This window comes from Cryobacterium sp. N21 (assembly GCF_002929575.1).
Lineage (GTDB): Bacteria > Actinomycetota > Actinomycetes > Actinomycetales > Microbacteriaceae > Cryobacterium > Cryobacterium flavum.
Genome location: NZ_PJJQ01000029.1, coordinates 89,893 through 116,827, shown reverse-complemented (window position 1 = coordinate 116,827; position 26,935 = coordinate 89,893). Strand labels below are relative to the sequence as shown.

32 protein-coding genes are annotated in these 26,935 nt (G+C 65.1%); 11 read left to right on the top strand and 21 right to left on the bottom strand.

Going from position 1 to position 26,935, the window contains the following annotated elements:
- Positions 1-13: 13 nt before the first annotated feature.
- The 3 genes from CXY77_RS05595 to CXY77_RS05585 form a co-directional block, all read right to left on the bottom strand.
- Positions 14-877, bottom strand: a complete 864-nt coding sequence (locus CXY77_RS05595) for a DUF4190 domain-containing protein (protein WP_104088160.1) — start codon at positions 875-877, stop codon at positions 14-16.
- Positions 878-995: 118 nt separating this feature from the next.
- Positions 996-2,720 (bottom strand): 2-succinyl-5-enolpyruvyl-6-hydroxy-3-cyclohexene-1-carboxylic-acid synthase, encoded by a 1,725-nt coding sequence (gene menD, locus CXY77_RS05590; RefSeq protein ID WP_104088159.1) that lies wholly within the window; start codon positions 2,718-2,720, stop codon positions 996-998.
- Positions 2,713-3,186: a PLD nuclease N-terminal domain-containing protein gene (locus CXY77_RS05585; RefSeq protein ID WP_092340477.1), complete on the bottom strand. Its 474-nt coding sequence runs from the start codon at positions 3,184-3,186 to the stop codon at positions 2,713-2,715. Before CXY77_RS05585 ends, menD begins: the two co-directional genes overlap by 8 nt.
- Before the next feature lie 72 nt (positions 3,187-3,258).
- On the opposite strand from CXY77_RS05585, the gene CXY77_RS05580 reads away from it, so the two are divergent.
- Positions 3,259-3,576, top strand: a complete 318-nt coding sequence (locus CXY77_RS05580) for a DUF4229 domain-containing protein (protein ID WP_092340478.1) — start codon at positions 3,259-3,261, stop codon at positions 3,574-3,576.
- Here CXY77_RS05580 and CXY77_RS05575 read toward each other — a convergent pair.
- Entirely contained in the window at positions 3,550-4,542 is a 993-nt protein-coding gene (locus CXY77_RS05575) for a 1,4-dihydroxy-2-naphthoate polyprenyltransferase (RefSeq protein WP_369827242.1), read from the bottom strand. The two genes, CXY77_RS05580 and CXY77_RS05575, sit on opposite strands and share 27 nt — an antisense overlap.
- 69 nt (positions 4,543-4,611) lie before the next feature.
- Complete coding sequence (locus tag CXY77_RS05570) at positions 4,612-5,751, bottom strand: AMP-binding protein (protein ID WP_233197252.1); 1,140 nt, start codon at positions 5,749-5,751, stop codon at positions 4,612-4,614.
- A 279-nt stretch (positions 5,752-6,030) separates the two neighbouring features.
- Here CXY77_RS05570 and CXY77_RS05565 point away from each other — a divergent pair, with 279 nt between their 5' ends.
- From CXY77_RS05565 to CXY77_RS05550, 4 genes are read left to right on the top strand one after another with little or no spacing between them, the layout of a single operon-like run.
- Positions 6,031-7,008, top strand: a complete 978-nt coding sequence (locus CXY77_RS05565) for an RNA polymerase sigma factor RpoD/SigA (protein WP_158252785.1) — start codon at positions 6,031-6,033, stop codon at positions 7,006-7,008.
- A gap of 40 nt (positions 7,009-7,048) precedes the next feature.
- On the top strand, positions 7,049-7,399 hold the full coding sequence (locus CXY77_RS05560; protein WP_092340480.1) for an ATP-dependent DNA ligase: 351 nt from the start codon (positions 7,049-7,051) through the stop codon (positions 7,397-7,399).
- Positions 7,396-7,650 carry a hypothetical protein gene (locus CXY77_RS05555; RefSeq protein WP_104129780.1) on the top strand — a complete coding sequence of 85 codons (255 nt, stop codon included), beginning with the start codon at positions 7,396-7,398 and terminating at the stop codon, positions 7,648-7,650. The genes CXY77_RS05560 and CXY77_RS05555 overlap by 4 nt, the downstream gene beginning before the upstream one ends.
- A gap of 48 nt (positions 7,651-7,698) precedes the next feature.
- Positions 7,699-8,703, top strand: a complete 1,005-nt coding sequence (locus CXY77_RS05550; RefSeq protein ID WP_104088157.1) for an o-succinylbenzoate synthase — start codon at positions 7,699-7,701, stop codon at positions 8,701-8,703.
- 83 nt (positions 8,704-8,786) lie between these two features.
- Here CXY77_RS05550 and ccsB read toward each other — a convergent pair whose 3' ends face one another.
- The 10 genes from ccsB to CXY77_RS05500 all read right to left on the bottom strand — a co-directional run bounded on the left by ccsB (position 8,787) and on the right by CXY77_RS05500 (position 16,906).
- Positions 8,787-9,803, bottom strand: coding sequence for a c-type cytochrome biogenesis protein CcsB (ccsB, locus tag CXY77_RS05545; protein WP_092340536.1), 1,017 nt, complete (start codon positions 9,801-9,803; stop codon positions 8,787-8,789).
- A gap of 69 nt (positions 9,804-9,872) precedes the next feature.
- On the bottom strand, positions 9,873-11,549 hold the full coding sequence (locus CXY77_RS05540) for a cytochrome c biogenesis protein ResB (RefSeq protein WP_092340482.1): 1,677 nt from the start codon (positions 11,547-11,549) through the stop codon (positions 9,873-9,875).
- Complete coding sequence (locus tag CXY77_RS05535; protein WP_092340483.1) at positions 11,533-12,294, bottom strand: cytochrome c biogenesis CcdA family protein; 762 nt, start codon at positions 12,292-12,294, stop codon at positions 11,533-11,535. Before CXY77_RS05535 ends, CXY77_RS05540 begins: the two co-directional genes overlap by 17 nt.
- Positions 12,291-12,893, bottom strand: coding sequence for a TlpA disulfide reductase family protein (locus CXY77_RS05530; protein ID WP_092340484.1), 603 nt, complete (start codon positions 12,891-12,893; stop codon positions 12,291-12,293). The genes CXY77_RS05535 and CXY77_RS05530 overlap by 4 nt, the downstream gene beginning before the upstream one ends.
- Entirely contained in the window at positions 12,890-13,534 is a 645-nt protein-coding gene (locus tag CXY77_RS05525) for a histidine phosphatase family protein (protein ID WP_092340485.1), read from the bottom strand. The genes CXY77_RS05530 and CXY77_RS05525 overlap by 4 nt, the downstream gene beginning before the upstream one ends.
- Positions 13,535-13,581: 47 nt before the next feature.
- Positions 13,582-14,148 (bottom strand): hypothetical protein, encoded by a 567-nt coding sequence (locus CXY77_RS05520; protein ID WP_104129779.1) that lies wholly within the window; start codon positions 14,146-14,148, stop codon positions 13,582-13,584.
- The gene (locus CXY77_RS05515) at positions 14,145-14,786 is read right to left on the bottom strand and encodes a hypothetical protein (RefSeq protein ID WP_092340487.1); all 642 of its coding nucleotides are present in this window, start codon (positions 14,784-14,786) and stop codon (positions 14,145-14,147) included. Before CXY77_RS05515 ends, CXY77_RS05520 begins: the two co-directional genes overlap by 4 nt.
- Positions 14,779-15,315 carry a hypothetical protein gene (locus CXY77_RS05510; protein WP_104129778.1) on the bottom strand — a complete coding sequence of 179 codons (537 nt, stop codon included), beginning with the start codon at positions 15,313-15,315 and terminating at the stop codon, positions 14,779-14,781. The genes CXY77_RS05515 and CXY77_RS05510 overlap by 8 nt, the downstream gene beginning before the upstream one ends.
- On the bottom strand, positions 15,309-16,610 hold the full coding sequence (locus tag CXY77_RS05505; RefSeq protein WP_104088154.1) for a hypothetical protein: 1,302 nt from the start codon (positions 16,608-16,610) through the stop codon (positions 15,309-15,311). The genes CXY77_RS05510 and CXY77_RS05505 overlap by 7 nt, the downstream gene beginning before the upstream one ends.
- On the bottom strand, positions 16,607-16,906 hold the full coding sequence (locus tag CXY77_RS05500) for a hypothetical protein (RefSeq protein WP_104088152.1): 300 nt from the start codon (positions 16,904-16,906) through the stop codon (positions 16,607-16,609). Before CXY77_RS05500 ends, CXY77_RS05505 begins: the two co-directional genes overlap by 4 nt.
- A gap of 78 nt (positions 16,907-16,984) precedes the next feature.
- Here CXY77_RS05500 and aspS point away from each other — a divergent pair, with 78 nt between their 5' ends.
- Positions 16,985-18,313: an aspartate--tRNA(Asn) ligase gene (gene aspS / locus CXY77_RS05495; protein ID WP_092340491.1), complete on the top strand. Its 1,329-nt coding sequence runs from the start codon at positions 16,985-16,987 to the stop codon at positions 18,311-18,313.
- Between the two features lie 133 nt (positions 18,314-18,446).
- Here aspS and CXY77_RS05490 read toward each other — a convergent pair whose 3' ends face one another.
- The 4 genes from CXY77_RS05490 to CXY77_RS05475 all read right to left on the bottom strand — a co-directional run bounded on the left by CXY77_RS05490 (position 18,447) and on the right by CXY77_RS05475 (position 19,831).
- Positions 18,447-18,746 carry a Dabb family protein gene (locus CXY77_RS05490; protein ID WP_092340492.1) on the bottom strand — a complete coding sequence of 100 codons (300 nt, stop codon included), beginning with the start codon at positions 18,744-18,746 and terminating at the stop codon, positions 18,447-18,449.
- Positions 18,743-19,012, bottom strand: a complete 270-nt coding sequence (locus tag CXY77_RS05485; RefSeq protein WP_092340493.1) for a glutaredoxin family protein — start codon at positions 19,010-19,012, stop codon at positions 18,743-18,745. The genes CXY77_RS05490 and CXY77_RS05485 overlap by 4 nt, the downstream gene beginning before the upstream one ends.
- Before the next feature lie 143 nt (positions 19,013-19,155).
- Positions 19,156-19,254, bottom strand: coding sequence for a 30S ribosomal protein bS22 (locus CXY77_RS05480; RefSeq protein ID WP_003792170.1), 99 nt, complete (start codon positions 19,252-19,254; stop codon positions 19,156-19,158).
- A gap of 109 nt (positions 19,255-19,363) precedes the next feature.
- Positions 19,364-19,831 carry a helix-turn-helix transcriptional regulator gene (locus CXY77_RS05475; protein WP_092340494.1) on the bottom strand — a complete coding sequence of 156 codons (468 nt, stop codon included), beginning with the start codon at positions 19,829-19,831 and terminating at the stop codon, positions 19,364-19,366.
- Between the two features lie 147 nt (positions 19,832-19,978).
- Between CXY77_RS05475 and CXY77_RS05470 the strand changes: the two genes are divergently transcribed.
- The 3 genes from CXY77_RS05470 to CXY77_RS05460 all read left to right on the top strand — a co-directional run bounded on the left by CXY77_RS05470 (position 19,979) and on the right by CXY77_RS05460 (position 23,532).
- Entirely contained in the window at positions 19,979-21,367 is a 1,389-nt protein-coding gene (locus CXY77_RS05470) for a TrkH family potassium uptake protein (protein WP_369827237.1), read from the top strand.
- Positions 21,360-22,031, top strand: a complete 672-nt coding sequence (locus CXY77_RS05465; RefSeq protein ID WP_092340496.1) for a TrkA family potassium uptake protein — start codon at positions 21,360-21,362, stop codon at positions 22,029-22,031. Before CXY77_RS05470 ends, CXY77_RS05465 begins: the two co-directional genes overlap by 8 nt.
- Positions 22,032-22,146: 115 nt before the next feature.
- Positions 22,147-23,532, top strand: coding sequence for a chromosome partitioning protein (locus tag CXY77_RS05460; RefSeq protein WP_199181889.1), 1,386 nt, complete (start codon positions 22,147-22,149; stop codon positions 23,530-23,532).
- Between the two features lie 42 nt (positions 23,533-23,574).
- On the opposite strand, the gene proC is transcribed toward CXY77_RS05460, so the two are convergent.
- Positions 23,575-24,423, bottom strand: coding sequence for a pyrroline-5-carboxylate reductase (gene proC, locus CXY77_RS05455; RefSeq protein ID WP_104129777.1), 849 nt, complete (start codon positions 24,421-24,423; stop codon positions 23,575-23,577).
- Positions 24,424-24,517: 94 nt separating this feature from the next.
- Between proC and CXY77_RS05450 the strand changes: the two genes are divergently transcribed.
- Positions 24,518-25,480, top strand: a complete 963-nt coding sequence (locus CXY77_RS05450) for a cation diffusion facilitator family transporter (RefSeq protein ID WP_092340498.1) — start codon at positions 24,518-24,520, stop codon at positions 25,478-25,480.
- A gap of 3 nt (positions 25,481-25,483) precedes the next feature.
- On the opposite strand, the gene tadA is transcribed toward CXY77_RS05450, so the two are convergent.
- Entirely contained in the window at positions 25,484-25,960 is a 477-nt protein-coding gene (gene tadA, locus CXY77_RS05445) for a tRNA adenosine(34) deaminase TadA (RefSeq protein WP_233197251.1), read from the bottom strand.
- A gap of 44 nt (positions 25,961-26,004) precedes the next feature.
- Here tadA and upp point away from each other — a divergent pair, with 44 nt between their 5' ends.
- Positions 26,005-26,637 (top strand): uracil phosphoribosyltransferase, encoded by a 633-nt coding sequence (gene upp, locus CXY77_RS05440; protein ID WP_092340500.1) that lies wholly within the window; start codon positions 26,005-26,007, stop codon positions 26,635-26,637.
- Positions 26,638-26,935: the final 298 nt, after the last annotated feature.

Sequence of the window (26,935 nt, the reverse complement as noted above, 5' to 3'; positions counted from 1 at the left end):
CCCGCTCTCGCGGCTACTTCCAGCGCCAGGAATCGATGGCGGCGGCGATGATCTCCTCCCCGTTGTCTTCGGGAATGACGAAGGAGATCAGGAAGAACTTCACCGGCTCCCCGGCTGACTGGTATATGTCCGGGGCGAAGACGGTGAGGAACGCCTTGGTGCGGGTGTTCTCAGCGGTGCTGATCATGCGGGTGAGGTTGGCGTCGACGCCGTCGAGGGTGACGGCTTCTTTCAGGCTCGTTACCTCGCCGGCTTGGGGAAAGTAGCTCTGATTCAGAAACTCGACCATGTCGTCGAGGCTGCCGCCGGGCACCCAGTCGTCGGTGCTGGCCACCGCCACCGGCTCCACCAGTACGCTCCCGAGGATGCTGCCCACGCCGGTCTTGTGGATGACGCCGTCGGCATCGCGTTCACCCCAGAGTTCCAGGGTGGTGATACAGGCATCCGTCTTCTCAGCGGATTGGTTGCTGAGAAAGTCGCCCGGCCCGTTGAAGGAATAGCAGGGCGTGATGACGGGCTGGGCATCGGTGAGCACAGCCGTGCCGATACCCGAATTCACCAGCGCGACCACGACCACAATGGTCACGAGCACGTTGGCCAGCACGGCCAGGGAAGATCCGATCAGGCCCGCGAGCCCGAACGATCTGCCGCCCGGCCTGCGCATTGCCAGGATTCCGAGGATGATGCCAGCGACACCCAGCAACAGTCCTAGAATCGGAATCCAGCCGATGACGAAGGCGCTGATGCCCACGATGAGCGCCGCCAGAGCGAGGCCGCCACGACGTGTCGGTGGGTGTGGTGTTTGTCCGGGTGTCTGCCCGGGCGCGTACTCAGGGAGGCCGCCGGTCTGCGGAGGCCCCTGGGGCGAATCGGTCATCTGGTCCTCCCGGCATCCGTGTGTCTTCAACGGTACCAAGCGGCCGCCTGAGCATCCGCTCGCCACAAATCTGTGGATAACTCGCCCCAACCTCGCGAGAGTGGAGATAGCGGCGCCGCTAGCGAAGGAGAGGCACCTCGAGGATCGTGGGACGGGTGGGGGCACCGGTGAGGGCGCGCTCCAGGTCGGCTCTAGTCGCGGCGAACTCGTAGTCCCAGCCGTAGGCAGCGGCGAGCGACTTCAGGTCCACCTTCCGCGGGGTATACAAGACCCGCTCCATCGCCTCAGCGGGAGCCGTCGCGGCTACCTCGAGGCCGTCGAAGATGCTGCCGCCACCATCGACGCCGACGATGACCTGCAGCCGGGGCTCGGCTTCGCCCGGGGCCAGCAGCAGCGATCCGACGTCGTGCAGAAAAGTGAGGTCGCCCAGCAGAGCCCGGGTCACGCCCGCCGAGCGCGGTTCCGGTTCGGCCTGGCTGGCCAGCGCCACACCGAGCGCGGTGGCAATGGTGCCATCGATGCCAGCCAGACCCCGGTTGGCGCGCACGGTGATCTTCTTGCCTGGCACGCGCTTGTCGGCCTCGCGAATAAGCCGGGACGCTCCGAGCACGAGCCGGTCATGCGGCCAGGATGCCCGCCACACCGCGTCGACGAGCAGCGCCCGGGTGAGCGGCGCATGCAAGACGGCCAGTTCGGCACGGGTGATGCCGCGCTTGTCGATCGGCACCCGGCCTTCGCCAGCCGCCGCCTCGGCGAGGGCACGGCTGGTCCTGACCCACCGGCCGAGCCATTCGCGGCCGGCCGGTGTGCGTGCGACCGCAGTGCAGGCGGCATCCGCTCCGACCGAGCGGGTGAAGGCGCGTGCAGCGTGGCCCGGGTTGTACCATTCGAGGCCGGTCGGGGCGACGACGATGGTCTCGACGCCGTCGCGCATGATCAGGGCCGGAATCTCCCGGCTGAGGGTAGGGTGCCCGAAGACGATCACCCGTTCCACCTCGCCGCCGAGGTCGACAGCGGCGAGCAGCTCGCGGTAGTGCACGATCAGGTTCGGCCCGAATCGGGCGCCGCTCGAGACTTCGGCCAGCAGCGGCCAGCCGCCGGCGTGCGCCAGCTCTTCGGCCGCGGGCCCGGCGCCGTCGCCGGCCACGACCACGGTGCGCGGCCCCGGAGCGAGCAGCATGGCCGGCCCGTCGGGCAGCGCGTCCGGCCCGGCGGCAGGCTCAGCCGCGGCCCCAGCGGGAATCATCGGCAGTCCGACCGGCACCGCAGCCGACAGCGGCTCGCGAAAGGCCAGGTTGAGCTGGGCGGGGCCGGGAGCTGCGTTGACAACGCCGGTGGCAGCATCCATCGCCTGCCGGGCGAGCGCCACGGCGATGGTGGCCTCATCGGGTTCGCCGACCGGTGCCGGAACGTCGAGGCACAGCCGGGTGGCAACCCCGAACAGGCCAGCCTGCACGGTGGTCTGGTTTGAGCGGATGCCGCGCAGCTCGGCCGGGCGGTCGGCCGTCAGCAGAATCATCGGCACTCCGGCATGGTGGGCTTCGAGCACGGCCGGGTGCAGGTTCGCGACGGCGGTTCCCGAGGTCACCACGACGAGGGCGGGCAGACCGGTCTCGAGGGCGAGGCCGACGCTCAAAAATCCGGCGCTGCGTTCGTCGGTGCGCACGTGCAAGCGGATGCTCCCGGCCCGTTCCAGCTCAGCCGCGGCCAGGGCGAGCGCCTGCGAGCGAGCGCCGGGGCACAGCACGAGGTCACGCACGCCGAGCCGAACGAATTCGTTCAGGAGGGCGACGCTGAAATCGGTCGCCGGGCTACGGGGGTTGCGGGTGGACCGCTCAGGCATCCCGACGGCCAGGCTGTTCGCCCTCGCCCGGTTCGTTCTTCTTCTTCGTCGGGTCAACGCCGGCCGTACCAGCGGTGCCACCCTTGCCCGGCGTCGGGTCGTTCTTGTCGAGGTCCGCGAGGTCCTGCTCCATGCGACGGATGCGCTCTTGCTGGTCTTTTTCGTTGAACGGACGGTTCTCGCCGCTGTCCGTCTTCACGCTGCCGCCGTTGTTAAGACCACGCAGGAACTCTAAATCGTCATCCGGGGCAACGGAACGAAAGGACCGCGTGGTCGGGGTGGCGCGGCCGTGGCCGACGAGCAGCCAGAGCAGCGGGCCAATCAGCGGCACCAGCACGATGACGAAAATCCAGACCCAGCGCGGCAAGCCGCGAATGCGCTTGCGGTCGAACACAGCACACTCCACGAGGGTGTAGACGGTGAGGATGACCAGGGCTAGTCCTAGTCCGATCAAGAGCTTGGGCATAACTAGATTGTAAGCCGTTTGACCGTGAGAGACATGTGCGCCCACTCAGCCGCGGCATTCTAAGCTAGATCCATGAAATCCGTGGCCCCCTGGCTGTACTACTCCGTGTTGCGCGTCTTAATGTTTGCCGTTCCACTGGCGATTCTGCTGTCTCTGGGATTCTGGCCCTGGGCATCCGCTGTAATCGCCGCCTTGATCGGGCTGTGCCTGTCGTACCTGTTGCTCGGCAAATCGCGTGAGAGCGTTGCGCGCGACCTCTACAAAGCGCGGCACCCCGACAAGGAGCCGGTGAACCCGGATTCCGAGATCGAGGACTCGGCGTTGAACGCCGCTGAGCAGCAGTCCAACCCCGTGCAGGCCAACTCAGAACGCGAAAGCAAGTCCCAGTAGCAGCCCGTAGGCCAGCGCCGCGAGGCTCGTCAGTTTGAGGGCGAGGATGAGTTCCTTTGCCGACGTCGCGGTGATGGTGATGAGGCAGGCGGGCAGGGCCAGCAGCAGAACGAAGAACGTGAAGATTCCGAGCGGGTAGACCAGGCTGAACAGTCCGGAGATCACGAACGGCAGCAGCAGGAAGACGCAGAACACGACCCGGGAGGCCCTACTGCCGATGCGCACGGCAAGGGTGCGCTTGCCGGCGGCCTTGTCGGGCACGATGTCGCGCAGGTTGTTGACCATGAGCACGGCGCAGGCGATCAGCCCGATGGCGACGCCGCCGAGCACGCTCTCGGTGGTGAAGTCGCCGACCTGCACGTAGGTCGTGCCAGCGGTGGCGACGAGGCCGAAGAAGACGAACACGAATAGTTCGCCGAGGCCGAGATAGCCGTACGGCTTCTTGCCGCCGGTATAGAACCAGGCGGCGGCGAGGGCGACGACTCCCACCAGCAGCAGCCACCAGTACTGGGTCAGAATGACGAGCGTCAGGCCGGCCACGGCCGCGAGGCCGAAGCAGACCAGCGCGACGCGCAGCACGGTGCGCGGGTTGGCGACACCGCCGCCGGTGAGCCGGGATGGCCCCACGCGAAAGGCGTCGGTGCCGCGAATACCGTCGGAGTAGTCGTTGGCGTAGTTGACGCCGATCTGCAGCAGCAGGGCCACGGCGAGCGCGAGGAGCGCACGCACCGGGTGATAGACACCAGGGCCACTCGCGACGATGGCGGCGCCGGTGCCCAGCAAAACAGGAGCGATGGCGAGCGGCAGGGTGCGCAGGCGGGCACCGGAGATCCAGTCAGAGGCCGTCGCCGGCTTCACCTTCGCCGGCCCCTTGCGGGGCGGTCCGTTCTTATACGCCGGGTGGCCCGATTTGCCGCTGCCCGCGGCCTTACCGGTCTTTGGAGCGCGAAGATCAGCGCCAGCCAGTGTCGCCTGGGGGTTCAATCGTTGTTGTTTGGGCCTGACCGGCCGAGCTCCTTGTGCCACGCCCCCATGCTACTGGCCACTCACGTGCAAAGCGGGCAGCTGCGCGGTCAGCGCTCTGCGGTCGGGCTTGCCCGAGGTCAGCATCGGAATTTCCGCCACCCGCACGATGCGCGCTGGCCTGGCCGCGCGCCCCAGCGCCGCCACAACGGATGCCGCCACCCCGGCATCATCCGCAGCCTCCCCGGCCACCACCACGACCGGCACCTGGCCCCACTTCTCGTGGTCAACACCGATCGCAACGGCCTGTTCGAAACCCGGGCATGAGCGCACGACGCGTTCGACGGCATCCAGGGACACCTTTTCCCCGCCGGAAATGATCACATTGTCGGCCCGACCGAGCACCGTGACGCGTCCGTCGACGATTTCGCCGAGATCGCCGGTGCGATACCAGCGCACGCCGTGCTCCAGCTGAAACCGGTCAGTGGTGCGCGGGTCATCATCGAGGTACCCCTCGGCGAGCACCGAACCGGACAGTTCAAGCTGCCCGTCCACGACCCGCACGAGGGTGTCGCCAATCGGCACACCGTTGTAGATGCAGCCTCCAGCGGTCTCTGATGAACCGTAGGTGCGCACGACCCGCACGTCTTGCTCGGCCGCCCGGGCGATCAGATCGGGTCGAATCGCCTGCCCGCCGACCAGAATCGCGGTGAAGCGACGCAGCACGGCCAACAGGGCCGGGTCATCCGCTGCGTCGAGCAGGCGCGCCAGCTGCACCGGAACCAGCGCAGTGTAGCGCAGCGGCTCGGTCATGGTCTCGGCCAGCCGCCGAAATTGCTGCGGATCGAAGTGACCAGGCGGCAACACGACGGGGCTGGTTTCGGATGCAATTGAGCGCACGAGCACCTGTACCCCGGCGATGTAGTGCGCGGGTAGGGCGAGCAGCCACTGGCCGGCTCCGCCAAGGGCAACGGCCGAGGCAGCGGCGCCGGCGAGCAAGGCGTTGGTGGCGAGCATGACGCGTTTGGGTGCCCCGGTCGATCCCGAGGTCTCGATGACTACGGCGACTCGCTTCGGCACGTCGCTGAGAGTGACCGCGGCACTGCCCACCGGCACCGGCAGCACAGCCGGCCCGCTGCCGGCGAGCGCAGCTCGCAACACGGTCAGAAAGTCGAGCGGATGCTCCGGCGCCAGCGCCCGCAGCGCCCTCACGAGTGCGCTGTCACGGCCCGGAAGCCCGCTGAGAAGGGTTCGGACACCTGTTCGCTCATGGTGTCAGCCTACGCGGCGAGGCTGCCGACATCTCAAATTTTGCAACTCGTAAGATTAGGGGTTGAGAAGACGAAAAAACCTCAGGTACTGTGGACCAAACAAGAAGTCAACCCCTTGTCATCCACCCCGTTCGGGGGTGTACTAATGACTTGGAAAGTACGGGGAGGTCGCCATGAAAAGCACGAACGGCAGCACGAGCAAATGTGGGGGCACAGAGCCATGACAAACACCGTTCAGGAATCACGCACCACGACCGCCACGCCTCGTCGCACCGTCTCCCCGGGTAATTACAACGCCGCCTCAACGGATGCCTTCGGCGATTACCTGCGGCGCATAGGCAAGGGGAGCCTGCTCAACGCCGAGCAGGAAGTCGATCTGGCTCGCCGCATCGAGGTCGGGCTGTTCGCCGAGGCTCGGCTGCTGCAGGGTGTCGGTACGCGCGATTCGGCCGACGAGCGCGAACTCGCCTGGCTCGTGCATGACGGGCGCCGTGCCAAGAATCAGTTCATCGAGGCCAACCTGCGTTTGGTCGTGAGCATTGCCAAGCACTACTCCGGTCGCGGTGTGCCCATCATGGACCTCGTGCAGGACGGCAATATGGGGCTCGTTCGCGCCGTCGAAAAGTACGATTTCATGACCGGCTACAAGTTCTCTACCTACGCCACCTGGTGGATCCGCCAAGCCATTCACCGGGGCATGGCCGACAAGTCGCGCATGATCCGCATCCCGGTGCACACCGCCGAGAAACTCAACAAGATCAAGCGCATCCGGCGCGACCTGACCAGCGTGCTCGACCGCGACCCCACAGCACGCGAAATCGGCGAGGCCGCCCAGCTTCCCGTGCGCGACGTGCTTCGACTGCTGCAATATGACAACGAACCGATCTCCCTGCACACCCCCGTCGGCGATGGCGCCGGGGACATGGCCGAGCTCATCATTGACGATGACCTCCCCCAGCCCGACGAACACGCCACTCTGACCCTGCGGGCGGCAGACATCCGCTATTTTCTCGACACGCTGCCGCCGCGGGAGCGTTCCATTCTGAGGGCCCGGTTCGGCCTCGACGGCAACGAGCCGCGCACCCTCGACCAGATCGCCCATATCGAGGGAGTAACTCGGGAGCGGGTGCGGCAAATTGAGAAGCGCGCCCTGGCCCTGTTGCATGTACCGCGGCTGGAGCACTACCTGAGGGACTAAGGCGCCGACCGCACCGATTGCACGCGAGCAGGAGCGAGACATGGGAAAGCTGACCTACGACTCCACCCTCACCGCGGACTTCGACGATCGGGTACTGGCGCATATTCAGGTTGTCATCGGCGCAAAGCTGCGCCGTGGGGAATCGTTCTACTTCAGTTGGCGCGACGACCCGCAGGCTGGCGACGGCCGCAGCACGATCTGGCTGCACCCCGGCATCCCCATCGCCTACAAATACTTCGGCAGTCGCTCACCCACCCTGAACCGCGACTGGATCGAAGTACTCATGGCCACGGCCAATTCTTCCGCCGGATTGCAGATCGTTCCGGAACCCCGCTCTGGAGGCGCACAAACGTCGGCTGCACAATCGAGTTCAGTGAAGGACGAACCATGAACCGCATCGACATTGTCTATGGCGGCAAACCGTATTCGATCGGCGGCCGTTCCATTGAAGCAGTCCAGGTGGAGATCGACGGCGCCCTGGGCGCCGGGCTCCCGTACTGGTTGCGCGTGAACAGCGGTGAAGGCCGGTTCGAAGACGCCTATTTGCTTATCGCGCCCGGCATCGCCGTGGCGATGGTCAACGTCAAGCCGAACGGTGTCGATCACGATCACGACGGTGATGAGCTGTACGAACAGGATTAGCGCCCCGCTCTGGCCGTCTATCCAGCCGGAGGCTGACACACTGGAACCATGATGACCTTACTGGATGCCACGGTCCCCCCCCTGGAAGAGCTTCTCGGTTCCGCACACGTCGTCTCACTGAAACTGTTCGACCGGTTTCGCGGGTTGGACAGCCGGGAAGCACTGCTGTTAGAAGGCCCGGAAGGCTGGACCGAGTTCTCGCCATTCGTCGAGTATGACGATGCCGAGGCCGCCAACTGGTTGCGGGCCGCGATCGACTTCGGCTGGCAGGGCACTCCCCACGCGCTGCGCACGAGCATTCCGGTCAACGCCACCGTGCCCGCCGTTCCGGCCGAGAAGGTGGCCGAGGTACTCGCCCGTTTTCCCGGCTGCCGCACCGCGAAGGTCAAAGTCGCCAGCCCCGATCAGACCCTCGCGGACGACGTCGCCCGGGTAGCCGAGGTGCGCCGCGTGCTCGGCCCTGAGGGGCGCATCCGCATCGATGCGAACGGGCTGTGGAACGTCGACGAAGCCGAACACGCCATTCATGCGCTGAGCGCTTTCGACCTCGAGTACGTCGAGCAGCCCTGCATGACCGTGCCGGAGCTCGCCGATATCCGTCACCGCACGACCTATCTGAGCGTGCCGATCGCCGCCGACGAGAGCGTGCGCAAGAGCGGCGACCCGCTTGCCGTAGCCAGGGCCGGCGCCGCCGACATTCTGGTGATCAAGGCGCAGCCGCTCGGCGGCATCCGTGCAGCGCTGTCCATCATCGGCCAGACCGGACTGCCGGTCGTCGTCTCCAGCGCCCTCGACACGTCGATCGGACTGTCGATGGGCGCGCACCTGGCAGCATCCGTTCCGGGGCTTTACTTCGACTGCGGTCTCGGCACGGCGTCGTTGCTGGCCGAAGACGTTACGACCGAGCCGCTGCTGCCGGTCAATGGCGCCGTCCCGGTGCGCCGGGTCGTGCCTGATGCCGCGCTGCTGGCGCAGCACGCGGCCAGCCCCGAGCGCCGCGACTGGTGGCTAGCGCGCTTAGCGCGCACCCACGCGTTGATCGCCGCCGAGTAGCCCGGGATTCTTCCTGCGAAAGCGGAAAAACGTTGCTTCAGACCGACCGAAGCAACGTTTTTCCGCTTTCGCGTCGTTAACGGCTACAGGCCCGAATAGGCGTGCAGGCCCTTGAAGAACACGTTGACGATGCCGAAGTTGAACATGACGGCGGAGAAACCGATGATCGCCAGCCAGGCTGAGCGTGATCCGCGCCAGCCGCGGGTCGCGCGGGCGTGAATATAGCCGGCGTAGATGACCCAGATAATGAACGTCCACACCTCTTTGGTGTCCCAGCCCCAGTACCGACCCCAGGCCTTCTCGGCCCAGATCGAGCCGGCCATGAGGGTGAAGGTCCACAGGATGAAGCCGATGATGTTGATGCGGTAGGCCAGGTTCTCCAACGTTGCCGACGACGGCAGCGTGGCCAGAAAACGAAGGCGCAGAGCGGATGCGATCGGCCCGCGAGGCGCGGCCGCCCCCTCCAGTACGTGGTTCTCCCGCCGGGACTGCAACAGTTGCACGGCCGACAGGGCGAAGCCCAAGGCGAACATTCCGGTGCCGAGTGACGCCACGAAGACGTGGATCACGAGCCACGCTGACTGCAGAGCCGGCGGCAGCGGAGCGACCTCCACGTAGAACTGCAGGGCAGCGATGCCGAGCAGTACGAGCACGAGCCCGGTAACGAAGGTTCCGAGAAAACGCAGGTCGGAACGGACCAGCACGATCAGGAACACCGTCATGATGAGCAGGGTTCCGGTCATGGCGAACTCGTACATGTTCGCCCACGGCACCCGGTCAGCGGCGAAGCCTCGCATGATGGTGGCCGCGAGGTGCAACGCCCAAGCCAGCACGGTCAGGGCGACGCCCACGCGAAGGCTCGACGACCGGCCGTATGGCAGCGCGGCGTCATTGTCCATGCGGGCGCTGATCCGGCTCAGTACGGGCCGCTTCAGCGCCGGTCGCTCGAGGGTTCGGGTGCTGCCGACGGAGGCGGCGGAACCCGCTGATGAGGCGGCATCCGCTTCGATCGAATCGGCCTCTTCGATCGCACCGACGGCACTGGACCGGCGGGCCAGGTCGATCGCGAAGGCGATGAAGGCGAGGGCGTAGACGGCCATCGCCGAATACAGCGCGTAGAGCGAGTACGAATTGAGCAGTGCGGAGTCAGTCAGATTCACGATGTAAGCCTAAGTCGATTCGGGGGTGGTGGCGACGGTTTGGTGGGAGTTGAGCAGTTTCAGGTGCCGGTCGGCTACGGCCGTGACGGCGGCCTCGAGGGCCGGGTCGTCGCCGCGGGCGAGGCCGGCGTACTCGAGCTGCACGGTGCCGTCGGCGCGGGTCGTTGCCTTCACCCAGACTCGGCGGCGCGGCACGAGCAACCCGGTGAACAGGCCGAACAATACGAGCGTGGAGAAGGAGATGAGCCAGATCTGCGTCGGGTCGTAGTGGATATCGAAGCTGGCAAAGCGCGAAACCGACTTGGTGAAGTCACCGGCGGCCGACGCGGCCGGGTCATTGTCGACGAAGCTGACCGTGCCGAGGCCGTTCGGCAACTCGGCTGAGGCGCCCGGCTTGAGTTCGATCGATTCAACTCCGGTTTTGCCGCCGGTTTGCTGGGTCAGAGTGTCGGTGACGAGCGAATAGACGGATGTCGGCACACCGGCATCGAGACCGAGGTCGCCGGTGTACACGTTGAGGGTCAGCAGCGGATATTCGAGATCGGGGTAGCTGGAGAAGTTCGCTCCCGACGCCGCTTTGTCCTGGGTGGGATAGAAGAAGCCAATCATGCCGAGCTGTTCGGCCAGGCCGTCGGGAACCTTCACGATGCCCAGCGAGGTGAGGTTGGCGTCCTGCGGCAGGAACGGCACCGAATCGGAAAACACGACGGTGCCGTCGGGGGCCGTGACCTGAATGGTCGGTGCGTACCCGTTGCCGAGCAGGTAAATACTGGTGCCGTTGGTGCGCAGCGGTCCGTTGACCTTGACGACGCCGGGCTCTGGAGCCTCGCCCTTGGGGGTGACAGTGACGTCGGCGGTGAAGTCGATCGGCTGCCCGTAGGCCTGCAGGTTCTGCTGTTCGTAGGAGACCGAGAAGTCGTCGAGGCTCAGCGTGTACGGGTCGAGGGTGGTGTCATCGAAGAAGCGCCCAGGGTTGAAGGAGTCGTAGGCGAGCAGGGTGTTCACGAAGGTCTGGCCTTCAACCAGCACGCGCTGGCCGGCGAAGCCGTAGCCGCCACCGAAGCCGACGGTCACCAGAATGCCCACGAGCGCCGCGTGAAAAACGAGGTTGCCGGTTTCCCGTAGGTACCCACGCTCGGCCGAAACGGATGATTCGGTGTCGGAATCGAAGCGGGCGACGCGGTAGCCGCTGGATTTCAGGACCGTGCGGGCGTGGGTGATGGCGGTGGCGGCATCCGCTTGCGCCGGCGCGTCTCGTTCGGTGAAACCCGATAGTCGGGAGAGCCGGGCCGGCGTGGTCGGCGGCTTGGCGCGCAGGGCCTGAAAGTGGTGCTTGGTGCGCGGAATGACGCAGCCGATGAGCGAGATGAACAGCAGCAGGTAGATCGCCGAGAACCAGGCCGACGTGTAGACGTCGAAGGCCTGCAGCTTGTCAAGGTTCGGCGCGAGGTCGGGGTTGTCGGCGAAGTACTGGGTGACGCCGTTCGGGTCGGAGCTACGCTGCGGCACGAGCGACCCTGGAATGGCCGCGATGGCGAGCATCAGCAGCAGGAACAGCGCGGTGCGCATGCTCGTGAGCTGACGCCAGAACCAGCGCAACCAGCCGGTCAGGCCGAGTTTGGGCTGCACGACGCCGGGCCCCTGTGTCTGCGGGCGGGAATCGTAGTGGTCAGATGGCCGGGACAAAGTTGCCAATCACCCCTTGCAAATCGAGGAGCCAGGTGTTCCAGATGCCGCTCACCATGAGTACTCCGATGACGACGAGCAGAATCCCGCCGAACAGGTTGATGGCACGAATATGCCGTTTCAGGAATGCGACCGATCCGGTGGCCCAGTTGAGTCCGAGAGCGATCAATAGGAACGGAATTCCGAGGCCGAGAGAATAGAACAGCGCGAGCAGGCCGCCCTGCCAGGGCGATCCGGTGCCGAGGCTGAGCGAGTTGATGGCGGTGAGGGTGGGGCCGGTGCACGGCGTCCAGCCGACCGCGAAGACCGCGCCGAGCACCGGCGCTCCGGCCAGGCCCATCTTCGGGCGCCAGTTGGTCTTGATGGTGCGTTGCATGGCACCGAACTGCCCGACGAAGACCAGACCGAGCAAAATGACCACGACACCGGCAATGCGGGTGATCAGGTCGCGATAGGAGTTGAGCCAGAACCCGGCGGCACCGAACACGACTCCGGTGAGCACGAACACCACGGTGAAGCCGAGCACGAACAGGCCCACGCCGGCGAGCAGCCGGGTGCGGCCGCGCCGGTCACGCTTGGACGCGCCGGTACGTCCATCGGTGAAACCACCGATATAGGCGAGGTACCCGGGTACGAGCGGCAGAATGCACGGCGAGGCGAAGGACACCAGCCCGGCAAGCAGTGCGATGGGAATGGCGAAGAGCAGCTGACCGCTGAAGACGATCTCTCCGAAGGGATTGTTCACTCGGTCGTGCCAGTCTCCGCGATCGTGTCCCGAATCAGGGTTTCCAGAATGGACGGCGAGGTGACCTGGCCGAGAATGCGCGCAGCGACCCGGCCTTCGGCATCGAGCACGAGGGTGGTGGGTACCGCGTTGGGCGGGATACTGCCGCTGAAGGCGAGCTGCATGGCTCCGGTATCGACGTCGAGCACCGAGGGGTAGGTCACGCTGTAGGTGTCGTTGAAGGCGATGGCGTTCGGCGCCTGGTCGCGCACGTTGACGCCGAGAAAGCTTGCCCCGTCGTTTTCGAACTGGGCGTTCAGGCTTTGCAGGTCGGATGCCTCGGCGCGGCACGGCGCGCAGCTCGCGTACCAAAAGTTGACGACGAGAACTTCGCCGAGCTTGTCAGCACTCGTCACGGTCTCGCCGGTCTCGGTCACGCCGGAGAAGTTGATAGCGTCACCGCGATCGGCGAGGGCGATCTCGGTGACGCTGCCGTCGCCGGCGATGAAGCCCTTGCTCGAGCCCTCCCGGTACTGGTCGGCGAGCGGGTCAGAAGAGCAGCCGGCGAGGAGCAACGCGGCGGCCGCGAGTGCGATCAGTGGAAGGCTGCGGCGGTTCATACGGCACCCACATCGTTGCTCGGGTCGAGAAGGGCCAGTGCCGGGCTGGCGTAGGCGGTTTCGGCGAAGTGATCGCCGTGCCAGGAGAGGGTGGTGATGCTCGACAGGTCGCAGCGGCGTTGACGCGGGTCATGGGCGAGCCGCTCATGGGCGAGGGAGCGGTGCACCATCCAGATCGGCAGCTGGTGGCTGACCAGCACGACGTCGCCCTCGTCGACCGAGTTCCAGGCCTCGTCGATCGCCGCAAGCATCCGCTCGGAGACGGCGCGGAACGGTTCGCCCCAGCTCGGCTTCAGGGGGTTGATCAGGGCCGGCCAGTTGCGCGGGTCGCGGAGCGCGCCGCCCTGGCCGCGCATCCGCTTGCCTTCAAAGACGTTGGTCGGTTCAATGATGCGTTCGTCGGTGTCGATCGACAGCGAAAAAGCTGTCGCGACCGGGGCGGCCGATTCCTGCGCGCGCTGCAGCGGCGAGGCGATGACGCGCACGACCGCGCGGCCGCGTTCGACCAGTTCGTCGGCGGCGGTGGCCGCCATGAGCACGCCCAGCTCGGAGAGCCGGTAGTTCGGCAGCCGTCCGTAGAGCACGCGTTCGGGGTTATAAACCTCACCGTGACGCACGAGATGCACTTGACTGGCTACCACCCGACTAGTCTACGGAGGGACCAGCCTTGAAACCGCCGTGAGAGCGCTCAGGCGTCAAGAATGCTGATGCTCCGAGCGAGGTCATCCACGATCGGCAGCAACTCGGTCATCAGCGCAATGTTGAAATTGGCGGCGATCACCACCACGTCCAGGTCGTCACCCTTCCACGCATACTGCGCAATCGCGGCAATGTCATGATCGGGCTCCCCCACGTCGGCGTAGCGGATGGTGCGCACCCCGTCACCGAGCAGCTCCGACGAAAACGTGGTCGCCGTGACGGGGCTCGTCGTGGCGGGGTCGTGCACCGCCGCGAGGTCGTCGAGGGTCAGCTCGGCTGAGCTGGCGGGGTACAGCACGCTCACAAAGAAGACGTACTCCGCCGGGTTCGCCAGGTAGACAAAGCGCGACTCGGTTTCTGGGCAATCGTTCGCAATCGAGTGCAAGGATTCGTCGATCCAGCGCGCGGTGGCCGCATCGAGGGTGTGGGCATCCGTCAACAGTCCCGTGATTGTGCCGGCCCAGTCGTCGAGGTGCGCGAATTGGTTCCAGGGCCATTCCTCGGGAACGTAGAGCCAGAGGTCACGATCAAAGTCGACCCGAATGGTTGCTGTCATGCCCAAACCACCGATTCCATCATGACGTCGAAGAGCTCGGTGAGCGCTTCGACTATTGGTTCGAACTCCGCGATCGGCGCTCCGGAGACCGTGAGCGCTGACACCAGGAAGCTCCCCGGTGCGCCGGGGACCGGCCAGCTGTAGTGCACCGTACGCACGGCGGCCACTGTGAGGCGACCGTTTCCGTCCGGCGCACGCGGCAGATCAACAATTTCTCGCACGCAGCGCCCGGCCCTGGTGCGGGCGACCGTCGCGTTCGGTCCACTGGGCTGCATTCGTTCCGCCAAAAGGGCGACGGCAGTGTCTGACGGAGCGTCGGTGCGCACCTCGCTCATCACGATTCCTGCTGAAACTGGAACCAGCCACGGCATCGCCAGTGGAAACACGAGGTCAAGCCCACCGGCTCGGCGCGCTTCTGCCGCGATGGTGCGCAGGCCGGCCCCGAGTCGTTTCTTCTGCGGGCCGTACGTGTCAGTGGGCAGGCCGGCAAATTGTCGGTCGACCAGATTCGTAATGGCAGCATCCGCCGAGTCGCCTACCGGAATCAGAACCCAGCCCGGGGGAAGTACGAGTCGGTAGGCGCATCGAACACGCGGCGCCGATATTGCAGCTGGCTGCGGCGAAACGGATTCAGGCATCCGCCGACGCTGGCTTCCCTGCGCGGCGAGTGCGCACCGATGGGCCGTCACGCCAGGCCAGCGGAACGAGATGCACCCAGCCCAGGATGTCGCGTACGACGAAGAGCAGCCACGCCACGAGGTAGACAAACAACGCCAGCGTGCCTTCGTTATGGATGCCGGGAGCGCCGAAATAGGCGGTGCCCAACGGAATGGAGAACAGGAAGGCCACGAAGGCAAACCAGGCGAACGTGGCGCGCCCCGGTTTGGGAAACCGTCGCAGTGGCAGCGGGATGGTCCAAATAGAGAGGAACAGCATTCCGGCTGCCGGGATGAACAGCGTCCACGATTGGGGGTTGAACGCCGGATACTCGGCGCTCCAGCCGAAGAACCCGCCCTGTTCCTCGGTCGGCGTCAAGCCGGTCAGGAGCCCGAGCACCGCGATGACGAGCGCTGGCCCCATACAGACAATGACGAAAAACACCAGGGACCCGAAGAACACGCGGTCCGAGACACGGAGTGCCCGCTTCTGCCAACCCGGCTTCACCATGACGATCCCACTCTCCATGTTGCCTGGTCGTTGACCTGCTTGTACCAATCGTCGAGGGAGGCACCCGCGTTGAGGACGTTATCAATGGCGTCGGGCATAACGGGGTTGAGTACCTGCGCCGGGAGTCCGAGCTGATCGAGGGCCAAATTCGCCCCCTTGAGCAGGGAGGGGATGGCCAATTCCACGCGCTGAAACCCGATATTGACCTTGCCGAGACCAACGAGCAGATCATCGCCCGGGCCACCGGCACCAGCTCGGGCATTGTTCAATACCCGCGATGCCTTGGCGTTGGCTACTCCCTTGGTCGAAAATACTTCTCGATACCAGACCACCTTGTTCGCGGTACCGACCTTGCTCGGGAGCACCCCATTGAAGCTCGCGGTGACAGACCGCAGGGGGTTCTTGCTGGTCCCCAAACCGGTGAGATGGGCCACTCGCGTGGACTTCAAGGCGGCCATCGTTCCCTTGAGTGCAACGCCGGCGATGGCAGCGACACCCAGGCTCGCGAACGTGAGCGCGTCCAGGCCGAACTCGATCCAGGAGATTTGTCCGGTGCTGGCGAGCACGAGGCTCAGCAGGGCCGTTGCGCCGGCGATGGCCAGGGCAAACGGGATTAATAGCGGAAAGAACAGGCTGAGAATAGCCAGCCCGGCGGCGAGGTAACCCAGAATATTCTTGATGCTCGTCAGGACGGCAGCGTTTTCCGCGACCCACCCGCTGAAATTATCCCAGAGGGAGTCATTGAGGCCATCCTGATCGATAGCGGTAGCGATTCGCTCCGCAGCGACGGCCGCGGCAGTATCGCGCAGTGCAACCGCATCGTGATAGTTCTGCAGGGTGGCTGCGAGTTGAACGGTCAGATCGTCAACGACCGACTCGTGAGCGAGTGCGAGTCGCTGGGCATCGATCTGGTCTGCCGGGTCGGTTGCTTCGCTCGCCGCGTCGGAATAGTGGTCGGCCCAGGACTGAGCGGTCGCGGCTTCGCCCGCCGCGTAATCACGCGCATCGATCGCCTGCCGCGCCATTGTCTGGGCCGTTTCCAGGGAATCGGCGTAGGCGGAGAGAGACGAGCCCGCCGTTTCATAGCGGCCGTGCAGCTTTTCCAGCCGGCCGGCGACGTCGCCGGACAGCTCCACGAGTGCCGATACGGCCTCGCTCCGGCCCAGGTCATCAGAGGCAATGAGCCGGCGCAGTTCGGCGGCCGATTCGCGCACGGCATCCGCTGTCAGTGTGTACCTGGTCGCCGCTGAGCGCACGCTGGTCGGGTCGCCCGGGAGCGGATCGTAACCGCTCACGACGGAGGAGTTTCAGTCAACGCTCGAGCGAGTTCGGAATCCACCGATTCGAAGCCGTCCGCGATGGATTGCCCCATCGTATGCATCTGCGTGAGCTGCTCGGTCAGTTCGTTGCGACGGTCATCCCACTTCGAAGAGAAATCGTCGATCACGCTCGCCAAATGAGCATGGCCGACCATGGCGCCCAACTCCGCGCTGACTGCGCTGGCATCGCTGAGGCCGCGACGAACGGCGTCGAAATTCTCGGCGAGGCCGCGAACGGCCCCGGTATCGACCTCAAGTTTGCTCTGCGTCATGAACCGTCCCTCCCGAACCACACTCTACCGGGCGCTCCTCGGCGGGTCTCCGCGAGCGGCTCCGGCTAAGCTCGAACAGTGACTTCGCGCGTATTAATCAAGAACCTGTCCGCTCTCGACGACGGCCCCGTATCGGTGTCCGGCTGGGTCGATACCGTTCGAGACCAGAAAAAGGTGCAATTCGTCGTCCTCCGCGACGAATCCGGCGCCGTGCAGCTGGTCAATCCCCGTACAACGGATGCCGATGGCGTCGTCGTTGCCGACGAGCCGGCTACCAGCATCTCAGGGTTAGCCCAGGGCACCTTCGTCACGGTCACCGGGACGCTCAAGCACGACGAGCGGGTGAAGCTCGGCGGCATCGAGATCAAGTTGGCCACCCTCACCGTGGTGTCCGCCGCCATTCCCGAGACGCCGATCGCGGCCGACTCGAGCCTCGACAAGCGCATGGACTGGCGCTTCCTCGACCTGCGCAACCCGAAGCAGAACCTCATCTTCCGCATCCAGACCACGTTCGAGCACGCGCTGCGCACCTACTGGATCGAGCACGACTTCATCGAACTGCACACCCCCAAGCTCATGGCGAGTGCGAGCGAGTCCCGCGCCGAGCTGTTCGAGGTCGGCTACTTCGACACCAAGGCGTATCTGGCGCAGAGCCCACAGTTCTTCAAGCAGATGGCCCAGTCGGCCGGCTTCGGCAAGATCTTCGAGGTTGGCCCGGCGTTCCGCGCTGACCCCTCGTTCACCAGCCGCCACGCCACCGAGTTCACCAGCGTTGACTCGGAGATCAGCTGGATCGACAGCCACGACGACGTCATGCAACTGCACGAAGACCTCATGGTCGCCGGGTTCACCGCTGTCAAGGCCAAGCACGGCGACGAGGTGCTCGCCCTGTTCGACGTCGAGGTGACCGTTCCGAGCACCCCGTTCCCGCGCATCCCGCTGGCCGAGGCCAAGGAGATTGTGAAGAGCCGCGGCTACGAGGTTCCCCGCGACGACGACGACATGGACCCGGAGGGCGAGCGCCAGATCGCCGCCTACGTGGCTGAGAAGTATGGGCACGAGTTCGTCTTCCTCACCGACTACGCCTCGAGCATCCGTCCGTTCTATCACATGCGTCACGACGGAGACGCGTCGATCACCAAGAGCTACGACCTCATCTTCAACGGCACCGAGATCTCCACCGGCGCCCAGCGCGAGCACCGCATCGAGGTGCTCGAAGCGCAGGCGATCGAGAAGGGCCTCGACCCGAAGGAGATCGAGGGCTACCTCGACTTCTTCCGCTACGGCGTGCCGTCGCACGGCGGTTTCGGCATGGGCCTGGCCCGCGTGCTGATGCTCATGCTGCACCAGGCGAGCATTCGCGAAGTCACCTACCTGTTCCGCGGCCCGACCCGCCTCGAGCCGTAGTAACCCCGCCGGGCCGGTACGTAATGCCGGTAAAATTTGCGACACGCCGGTCCGAGCATCTGGCGTGTCGCAAATTTACCGGCCTAGCCTACGCCAGCGGATTCCCCCGCCCCGTCACAGAGATCGGCGCCGGCTAGACCTCGAGGTCCACGGCCAGGCGATCAGCCACGACGGTGCGAATGAACGCGCCGACCTTCTTGTGCTCCGGGTGCTTCTGGTAGCGGTCGAGGGCCTCGAGGTCGTCGAAGTCGGCGATAAGCGCGACGTCCCAGTTTTCGTTACCGGCAACATCCGGCCCAACCGTCAACGCCCGAATCTCGGGAACGATACCCACCAGCGCCTCCAGGCCGGCCACAATGCCTGCGGCATCATCGGCCTTCTTGCGGGGCGTGAGTGCGGTGAGCTTCCAGCAGACGATGTGGCGAATGGTCATGAGACCTCCAGTAGGGCGGTACGCAGGCGCACGGGATCGATACGCCAGTAGTTGTGCACTTTGCCGTTGATGAGGAGCACCGGGATGTCCTCGAGGTACAGCTCGTGCAGTTCGGCGTCATCGAGAATGGAACGTTCCTCGAACGTGATAGTGGGCGCGCCAGGGTCGCCAGCGAGCTTGGCGACGACACTGCCGACCAGGTCGCGTGCGTCGTCGCAGAGGTGACAACCGGGCTTGCCGATCAGGGTCAGGTGTGCGGTGGCCATTGTTCCAGCCTAGGGTGACTTGCACCTCGAGACGACGGGCACGGTGGCGCATCGACCAAGGAACGGTCGGGGACAGCAAAAAGCGCCAGTCCCGAGGGGCTAGCGCTTTGCTCGATGAGCAGTTAAAAAACTACGAAGTCGATCTACTTTTTATTACGACGCTGGTGGCGAGTCTTGCGAAGCAGCTTGCGGTGCTTCTTCTTCGCCATACGCTTGCGTCGCTTCTTAATTACAGAACCCACACGGACCTCACAAGTATTGGTTTAGTCGCGGGGCCCGCGACTGACACGAAAACACCATTCTACCGGACAAAACCCGCTCCAACTACTCAGGGGGCGGATCGGGCCTGATCTAGCCGTTTCTGCGCCACTTCTTCGCGGTGGCATCTTTGACGACGTGTGACATTTGCGAAGCGTCAGCGAAGGCCTTGCCGATCGCCGAAGCGAACGCACGCTGCTCTTCTTTCAGGCCAGCGTCGGCCTCGAGATCGGCGTTCTTGACGGCCTGGTCGAAGTCGACGCTGAGGAACGGAATCAGCCAGTCCTCGATCTCTTCGAGCGGTGAATACTCCAACCGGTAGAACCGGTGCTGCCCGTCTTCACGCACGGTGACCAGGCCTGCTTCGCGCAATACCTTGAGGTGTTTGGAGACGGTCGGCTGGCTCAGGCCGAGGTGCCCGACGATGTCGGACACGCTCAGCTCGCCGCGAACATCCCCGGAGGGACCGCGAATTTCGCCCGTGGGAACAGCGCGCTCCAAGAGGATGCGCAGGATGTCCCGCCTTGCCGAATCCGCCACCACGGTAAAGATGTCTGCCATAACTTCAGGGTAGTCATTACTGCTGGGTAATCACCACCGCTGCGTAGTACCATTTCAAACTGGCAATAGTCGCAGGTCAATCGGGGGTTCCAGGTGTTGTCTCGAACCGGAACTGAACCATTTTTTCCGCGCCCACTCTCCATTTTGGTGCGCCTCCGCGATGGCGTGGATGCGCTCGCCCACAAGTCGCCATCGCGCTTCGCCATTCTGGTGTTCACCGCGCTCATCCTGGTGTTCACGGTGTTGTTCTCGCTGCCGATCGCCTCGGCCGATCGCACGATCACGCCCCTGCACGACGCCCTGTTCACTGCGGTCTCTGTCATCTGCGTCACCGGCCTCACCACGGTCGACATGGCAACGCACTGGTCAGCGTTCGGCAACATTCTCGTGTTCGTCGGCGTCAACATCGGCGGCATCGGCGTTCTGACGCTCGCGTCCCTGATGGGACTGGTCATCTCGCGGCGGCTCGGATTGCGCGCCAAGCTAATGGCGGCCAGCGACTCCAACCCCTCCCGCATCCATGCCGGCCCGGTCAACGAGGGCCAGACCGTTCGGCTCGGCGAGGTCGGCAGCCTGCTGTTGACCGTCGCGATCAGCGCACTCGTCATCGAGGTCGGCGTTGCAGCGCTGCTCTTTCCCCGCATGCTGCTTGATGGCGTCGCGATCGGCGAAGCTCTGTGGCACAGCTTCTATTACGCCGCGATGGCGTTCACCAACACCGGGTTCAACCCGAACTCCGGTGGACTCGACCAGTTCGCCGGCGACTACTGGTTTCTCGGCGCGCTCATGATCGGTGTGTTCCTCGGCAGCCTCGGGTTTCCGGTGATCTACGCCTTTGCGCGCGGCTGGCGCAGGCCGCGCCGCTGGTCGGTGCACGTCAAGCTCACCCTGGTCACGACGATCGCCCTGATGATCCTCGGCATGATCTTCTACATCATTCTCGAGTTCGACAATCCGAAGACCTTCGGGTCGCTGAATGCCGGCGACACCATCTTTCAATCGTTGTTCATGTCGGTGATGACGCGCTCGGGCGGTTTCGCAACCATCGACATCAGCGACCTGCACGGGTCGAGCCTGCTGCTCAGCGACATGCTCATGTTCATCGGTGGCGGGTCGGCGTCGACCGCTGGCGGTATCAAGGTGACGACCCTGGCCATCCTCTTTCTCGCCGCCTTTGCCGAAGCACGCGGCAAGCAGGAGATGGAAGCGTTTGGCAAGCGCATTCCGAGCGACATTTTGCGCCTCTCGGTCAGCGTCGTGCTGTGGGGCGCGACCACCGTCGCCGTCGCCAGCATCCTGATTCTGCACATCTCGAAGCAACCCTTCGACATCGTGCTGTTCGACGTGATCAGCGCCTTCGCGACCTGCGGACTGTCCACCGGACTTACAGCGGACCTGCCGCCTGAGGGCGTCTACGTCATGGCGGCGACGATGTTCATGGGCCGGGTTGGTACAGTGACTCTCGCGGCAGCACTGGCCGCAAGCCACAGCAGGCAACTGTTCAAACGCCCGGAAGAGAGACCCATCGTTGGTTGATCGCATCAAACACGACGCCCCCGTGCTCATCATCGGGCTCGGACGGTTCGGCGCAGCCACGGCCGGCCAGCTCGACCGACTGGGCCGCGAAGTACTCGTCGTCGACACGAGCGAGGCGCTCGTATCCAAGTGGTCGGAGCGCGTCACTCATGCCGTTCAAGCGGATGGCCGTTCTCTCGAGGCCCTGCAACAAATCGGCGCGCAGGACTTCTCGATCGCGGTCTGCGCCGTCGGCTCATCGGTGGAAGCCAGCGTGCTCATCGTGGCCAACCTGGTGGACCTTAAGATCCAGCAGATCTGGGCCAAGGCCATCTCCAAGTCGCACGGCAAGATTCTTGAACGCATCGGCGCCAACCACGTCATCTACCCCGAGGCCGAGGCCGGCGAACGGGTCGCCCACCTGGTGTCGGGTCGCATGCTCGACTTCATCGAGTTCGACGACGATTTCGCCCTGGTGAAGATGTACCCGCCGAAGCCGATCCGCGGCCTCAACCTCATTGATTCCGGGGTGCGCCGCAAGTACAACGTGACCGTCGTCGGCGTCAAGAGCCCCGGAAAACCGTTTACCTACGCGACAGCGGAGACCGTCGTCTCCAACCACGACCTCATCATCGTGTCCGGGGCCGAGGCCGATATCGAGCGGTTCGCCGCGCTCGGTTCCTAGCTCTCCCCCTATTTGGGGGAGACGACCGGCTAGTCTCCTATTTACGGACATTTCTCGCAGCAGCTCACCCGAGGTTGCGCGCTGACGACGTGTGCGCGAACGGAAAGGCTCACCCATGTCACCCGACGTGCCCGCTCTTGCCAACACCCCGGCCGATATTGTCGCCGCAGTTCAGACCGACACGACGGGCGAGGTGACCATCGATGGTTCCCGCCGCCGCGTCACCGGCACCGATGAAGCCGGAGTTCGCGAGGAGATCATCGGCCTCGTGGTCGAGACTGCCCGGAGCCGCGGAAAGTCGGTTCTGCTGCAGGTCAGTGACGAGCAGGGAGACTGGCCGCTGACCGTGCATCCCAACGGGAGAGTCGAATCCGCCGGACCGGTCGTCGTGGTCGGCCGCCCGAAGCCGGCGAAAACTGCGCCCCTGCCCGTTGTGAGCGACATCGAGAAACCGACGCCGTTTGCCACGCTGCTGCAGCCGCCCGTCGCAGCGCCGGCGAGCGCCCTATTCGAGTCGCTGTTGGCGCCCCCAGCGGATGCCACGCCCCCATCACCCGCAGCGTCACCCGTTGCGCCCAACCTGGCCGACTTTCTCAGCTCCCGGCCACCGGCACCAGCCGAACCGGCCGAGCACGGCTGGCAGGGCGCCGTGCGCCGCCTCAGCGGCGGCCTGGTCTCACCCACGCCGAGTTCCACCGAGCGCAGGCAGCGCACCGCCATCGCGGCCGTGCAGCGCAGCCTGAACGGCCCGCGCACCATCGTGGTGCTCAACCCCAAAGGCGGAGCGCACAAGACCACGGCGACGCTTCTCATTGCGGCCACCTTCGGCATCTACCGTGGCGGCTACACGCTCGCCTGGGACAACAACGAAACCATGGGCACGCTCGGCGTTCGCGCCCAAGCGGCCAGACACACCAATACCGCCGTCGACCTGCTGCGCGACCTCGACCGGTTTGGCGATGCCCGTTCCCGGGTGGGCGACCTCGACAACTATGTGCGCTCGCAGGGCGACGCACAGTTCGACGCGCTCGCCTCCGACCTCGACCCGGCGGGTGCAGCGAGCATCGACGACGACGCTTTTCGCAAACTGCACACGACGCTGAGCCGTTTCTACCGGGTTCTCGTCATCGACACCGGCAACAACATGCGAGCCAGCAACTGGGAGGCGGCGGTCGATACCGCCGACCAGCTGGTGATCGTGTCGACCATTCGGGAGGACACCGGTTACGGTGCGGCGTCACTGATCGACGGCCTGCGACAGAAGGGCCACGCGGACAAGGTTGCCCAGGCGGTCACCGTGCTCGCCTCGCCGTCGAAAACCGCTGACGAGCAACTGTCGAAGCGTCTGCACGACCACTTTCGCCAACTCACCCGCACGGTCGTCGACGTGCCCTACGACGCCTCACTGGTCGGTGGCGGCCCGCTCAACATTGACGCCCTGGCACCGCACACCCGTGCAGCGTGGCTGCAAGCGACGGCGGCCATCGCGGAAGGGCTGTAAGGCGCGCAGGGCTGTAATGCGCGCACGGCTCTAGCGGGAGGCCTACGAGGCGGCGAGTTCCTTCGCACGGGCGAGTGCGGCATCCGTTGCGGCGTCGAAGAGCTCCTTTAGGCCGCCCTTTTCGAGTTCCCAGACGGCACGCTCGGTGGTGCCGGCCGGGCTGGTCACCTGGCGGCGCAGCTCGCTCGGCGACTTGTCGGAGACGGCGAGCAGCGCGCTCGCGCCGAGGAAGGTGCCGTTGACCATGACGGCGGCCTCTTCGGGGGTGAAGCCCTTGCTAATAGCCGTTTCGGTGAGCTGCTCGATCAGGTAGAACACGTAGGCCGGGCCGGAACCGGAGATGGTGCTGAGGGCGTCGAGCTTGCTCTCGGGCACGACCAGCACGTCGCCGACCGTGGCGAACAGTGCGCGGGTGAGCTCCAAGTCGGCGTCGCTCGATCGGGTGCCTGCGCTGATGCCGGTGACGGCCATGCCGACCACTGCCGGGGTGTTCGGCATGGTGCGGATGACGTGCACGGTTTCGGGCAGGAGCGATTCAAAGGTGTCGATGGTCACGCCGGCCGCGACACTCAGAATGAGCGTGCCGGGTGCAAGGGAACTGCCGATTTCGGCCAGCAGATCGGCGACCATGTAAGGCTTGACGGCGATGATGACGATCTGAGCGCCATCGATGGCCTTGAGGTTCGCATCCTTGTCGACCTCGGTCGCGTACGCGGTGACCCCCTCGGTGTCGGTCAGCTCAGCGGCCTTCACCGCGGTGCGGTTGGTGACCCGGATGCCGCCCGTGACGGTCACACCGGGCTTCAGCAGGCCGGCCAGAATGGCGCGGGCCATGGAACCGGCGCCGAGGAAGGCGATCGTGGGCAGAGTCACGTTCTGGGAAGAAGTCATCCGACCAGTCTACTTTTTTGCGCCCCCGGGACGCCCAAAACGGCCAGCCCGGGCGCAGCCTTCGACCGCAGACGCGCGGTTCTAAGATGTTTTCATGAGCGCATCCGGCGGAAACAAAGCAATCGTGGCAGCATTCGCGGCAAATCTGGGCATCGCAGTGACCAAGTTCGTGGCCTGGGGCTTCTCCGGATCGTCGTCGATGCTCGCCGAGGGGGTGCACTCGGTAGCGGATGCCGGGAACCAGCTGCTCCTGTTGCTCGGCGGTCGCAAGGCGAAGAAGCGGGCCGACCTGGAGCATCCGTTTGGCTATGGCCGGGAACGCTACGTCTACGCTTTCGTGGTGTCGATCATTCTATTCTCGATCGGCGGGGTCTTCTCGCTCTATGAGGGTTTCGACAAGCTGCAGCATCCGCATCCGCTCGAAAATGCCTGGCTGCCGATTCTGGTACTCGCCATCGCAATGGTGCTCGAAGGATTTTCGCTGCGCACCGCGATTCGGGAGTCGAATCACACCCGCGGCACACAGTCCTGGGTGCAGTTCATTCGGCACGCCAAGGCGCCAGAGCTGCCCGTGGTGCTGCTCGAAGATGTCGCGGCTCTCACCGGCCTCGCCTTCGCCTTTGTGGGGGTCGGCCTGACCATCCTCACCGATGAACCGCTCTGGGACGCCGTGGGAACTCTCTTGATTGGCGCACTGCTCGTTCTGGTCGCGATCATTCTCGGGATTGAGACCAAGAGTTTGCTCGTGGGCGAGGGCGCCAGCAAGAAGGACTTCGACGCCATAGAAGCGGCCATTCTGAACGGTCCGGAGACCAAGCGCATCATCCATTTGAAGACGCTCTACCTCGGCCCGGACGAGATTCTGGTCGGCGCCAAGCTGGCCTTCGACGGCGAGCACCGGTTCGCCGACGTCGCAACCGACATCAATGCCGTTGAAACCCGAATACGCGCGGCGGTGCCGCTGGCCCGCACGATCTATCTCGAACCCGACATCTTCTTCGACCCGAACCTGGCCAATCCGCCCACCGACACCTTTGTGATCAAGGGCCTGGAGTAGGCCTCAGCGCGCGGCCCGACGGGCCGGGTTCTCGAAAAACTCGCGCAGAACTTCGCCACACTCGGCGTCATTGACGCCGGCGAACACCTCAACCCGATGGTTGAGCCGGCGGTCGCGCAGCACGTCGTAGACCGATCCGGCCGCGCCCGCCTTCGCGTCCCAGGCGCCGAACACGACCGTGGGCACCCGGGCGGCGAGGATCGCGCCCGCGCACATCACGCAGGGCTCGAGGGTGACGATCAGAGTGGCGCCGGTCAGGTGCCAGTCACCGGTGTGCGCGGCGGCCTGCCGGATAGCGACGACCTCGGCGTGCAGGGTCGGGTCCTGGTGCAGTTCCCGCTCGTTGCGGCCGCGCCCGATTACCACGCCCGCAGCATCGATGACGACGGCTCCCACCGGTACGTCGTCGGAGGAGAGCGCCGCGCGCGCCTCGCTGAGGGCGAGCAGCATCCACTCTTCGTGTTGATCTTGTGCACGCATGTGTCACCTTAAGCCGGGGGATTGCCTCTAGTAGAATTGAGCCTATGCGAGTCCATGTTGCCGACCACCCGCTCATCACGCACAAGCTCACCGTGCTTCGCGATAAGAACACGCCGTCACCGCTGTTCAGATCGCTCGTCGAGGAGCTCATGACGCTGCTCGCCTACGAGGGCACCCGTGGCGTGCGGGTGGAGGCCGTCACCGTGCAGACCCCCGTGTCTGCCGCCCAAGGCGTGCGCATCAGCGACCCGAAACCGCTCGTCGTGCCGATTCTGCGCGCCGGCCTCGGCATGCTCGAGGGCATGGTCAAGTTGCTGCCGACCGCCGAGGTTGGCTTTCTGGGCATGGCGCGCAACGAAGAGACTCTGCAGCCGACGACCTACGCCGAGCGCCTGCCCGACGATCTCTCGGATCGGCAGTGTTTCGTTCTCGACCCGATGCTCGCCACCGGCGGTTCGCTCATTGCCGCCATCAACTTTCTATTCGACCGCGGCGCGGTCGACGTGACGGCCATCTGCATCCTGGCCGCGCCGGAAGGGCTCGCCGCCGTGGAGAAAGCCCTGGCCGGCCGCGAAGTGACGATTGTGCTCGGTGCCGTGGACGAGAAGCTCGACGAGCAGGGGTATATCGTGCCCGGCCTCGGCGATGCCGGCGACCGGTTGTACGGCCTGGTCTGACGCCCCGGCCTTCCTCCTGATCGACGAGACCCGGCCGGCGCGCGCAGGTTCTGCGACCGGCAACACGCCAGACCCGGTTCACATCAATAATCTTTGATTGAGTAGATCCTGAGCATGGAATATTTCACAAAGTCGTGATTGTGCACGGATTCGCCTAAATGGGCGGTGCCCCGCGAACGTGGTGCGCGTCATGCGGCGACTTACCGCGACGCCAAATTGACACACGGCGTCACATTCCGCTTTACTCGCAGTTATGACAACCAGCGCACGCCCCCTGACCTCCCTCGAGGCCCCCGGG

Excerpts from the sequence above, each read along its gene's own strand:
- CXY77_RS05560 (WP_092340480.1), top strand. The coding sequence starts at position 7,049 with ATGGGAAAGCTGACCTACGACTCCACCCTCACCGCGGACTTCGACGAT.
- CXY77_RS05460 (WP_199181889.1), top strand. The coding sequence starts at position 22,147 with ATGTCACCCGACGTGCCCGCTCTTGCCAACACCCCGGCCGATATTGTC.
- proC (WP_104129777.1), bottom strand. The coding sequence starts at position 24,423 with ATGACTTCTTCCCAGAACGTGACTCTGCCCACGATCGCCTTCCTCGGC.
- CXY77_RS05500 (WP_104088152.1), bottom strand. The coding sequence starts at position 16,906 with ATGACGCAGAGCAAACTTGAGGTCGATACCGGGGCCGTTCGCGGCCTC.
- upp (WP_092340500.1), top strand. The coding sequence starts at position 26,005 with ATGCGAGTCCATGTTGCCGACCACCCGCTCATCACGCACAAGCTCACC.
- CXY77_RS05475 (WP_092340494.1), bottom strand. The coding sequence starts at position 19,831 with ATGGCAGACATCTTTACCGTGGTGGCGGATTCGGCAAGGCGGGACATC.
- CXY77_RS05490 (WP_092340492.1), bottom strand. The coding sequence starts at position 18,746 with ATGACCATTCGCCACATCGTCTGCTGGAAGCTCACCGCACTCACGCCC.
- CXY77_RS05595 (WP_104088160.1), bottom strand. The coding sequence starts at position 877 with ATGACCGATTCGCCCCAGGGGCCTCCGCAGACCGGCGGCCTCCCTGAG.
- CXY77_RS05515 (WP_092340487.1), bottom strand. The coding sequence starts at position 14,786 with ATGCCTGAATCCGTTTCGCCGCAGCCAGCTGCAATATCGGCGCCGCGT.
- CXY77_RS05555 (WP_104129780.1), top strand. The coding sequence starts at position 7,396 with ATGAACCGCATCGACATTGTCTATGGCGGCAAACCGTATTCGATCGGC.
- menD (WP_104088159.1), bottom strand. The coding sequence starts at position 2,720 with ATGCCTGAGCGGTCCACCCGCAACCCCCGTAGCCCGGCGACCGATTTC.
- CXY77_RS05520 (WP_104129779.1), bottom strand. The coding sequence starts at position 14,148 with ATGACAGCAACCATTCGGGTCGACTTTGATCGTGACCTCTGGCTCTAC.
- tadA (WP_233197251.1), bottom strand. The coding sequence starts at position 25,960 with ATGCGTGCACAAGATCAACACGAAGAGTGGATGCTGCTCGCCCTCAGC.
- ccsB (WP_092340536.1), bottom strand. The coding sequence starts at position 9,803 with ATGGCCGTCTACGCCCTCGCCTTCATCGCCTTCGCGATCGACCTGGCC.
- CXY77_RS05450 (WP_092340498.1), top strand. The coding sequence starts at position 24,518 with ATGAGCGCATCCGGCGGAAACAAAGCAATCGTGGCAGCATTCGCGGCA.
- CXY77_RS05510 (WP_104129778.1), bottom strand. The coding sequence starts at position 15,315 with ATGGTGAAGCCGGGTTGGCAGAAGCGGGCACTCCGTGTCTCGGACCGC.
- CXY77_RS05530 (WP_092340484.1), bottom strand. The coding sequence starts at position 12,893 with ATGAACCGCCGCAGCCTTCCACTGATCGCACTCGCGGCCGCCGCGTTG.
- CXY77_RS05580 (WP_092340478.1), top strand. The coding sequence starts at position 3,259 with ATGAAATCCGTGGCCCCCTGGCTGTACTACTCCGTGTTGCGCGTCTTA.
- CXY77_RS05565 (WP_158252785.1), top strand. The coding sequence starts at position 6,031 with ATGACAAACACCGTTCAGGAATCACGCACCACGACCGCCACGCCTCGT.
- CXY77_RS05550 (WP_104088157.1), top strand. The coding sequence starts at position 7,699 with ATGATGACCTTACTGGATGCCACGGTCCCCCCCCTGGAAGAGCTTCTC.
- CXY77_RS05485 (WP_092340493.1), bottom strand. The coding sequence starts at position 19,012 with ATGGCCACCGCACACCTGACCCTGATCGGCAAGCCCGGTTGTCACCTC.
- CXY77_RS05585 (WP_092340477.1), bottom strand. The coding sequence starts at position 3,186 with ATGCCCAAGCTCTTGATCGGACTAGGACTAGCCCTGGTCATCCTCACC.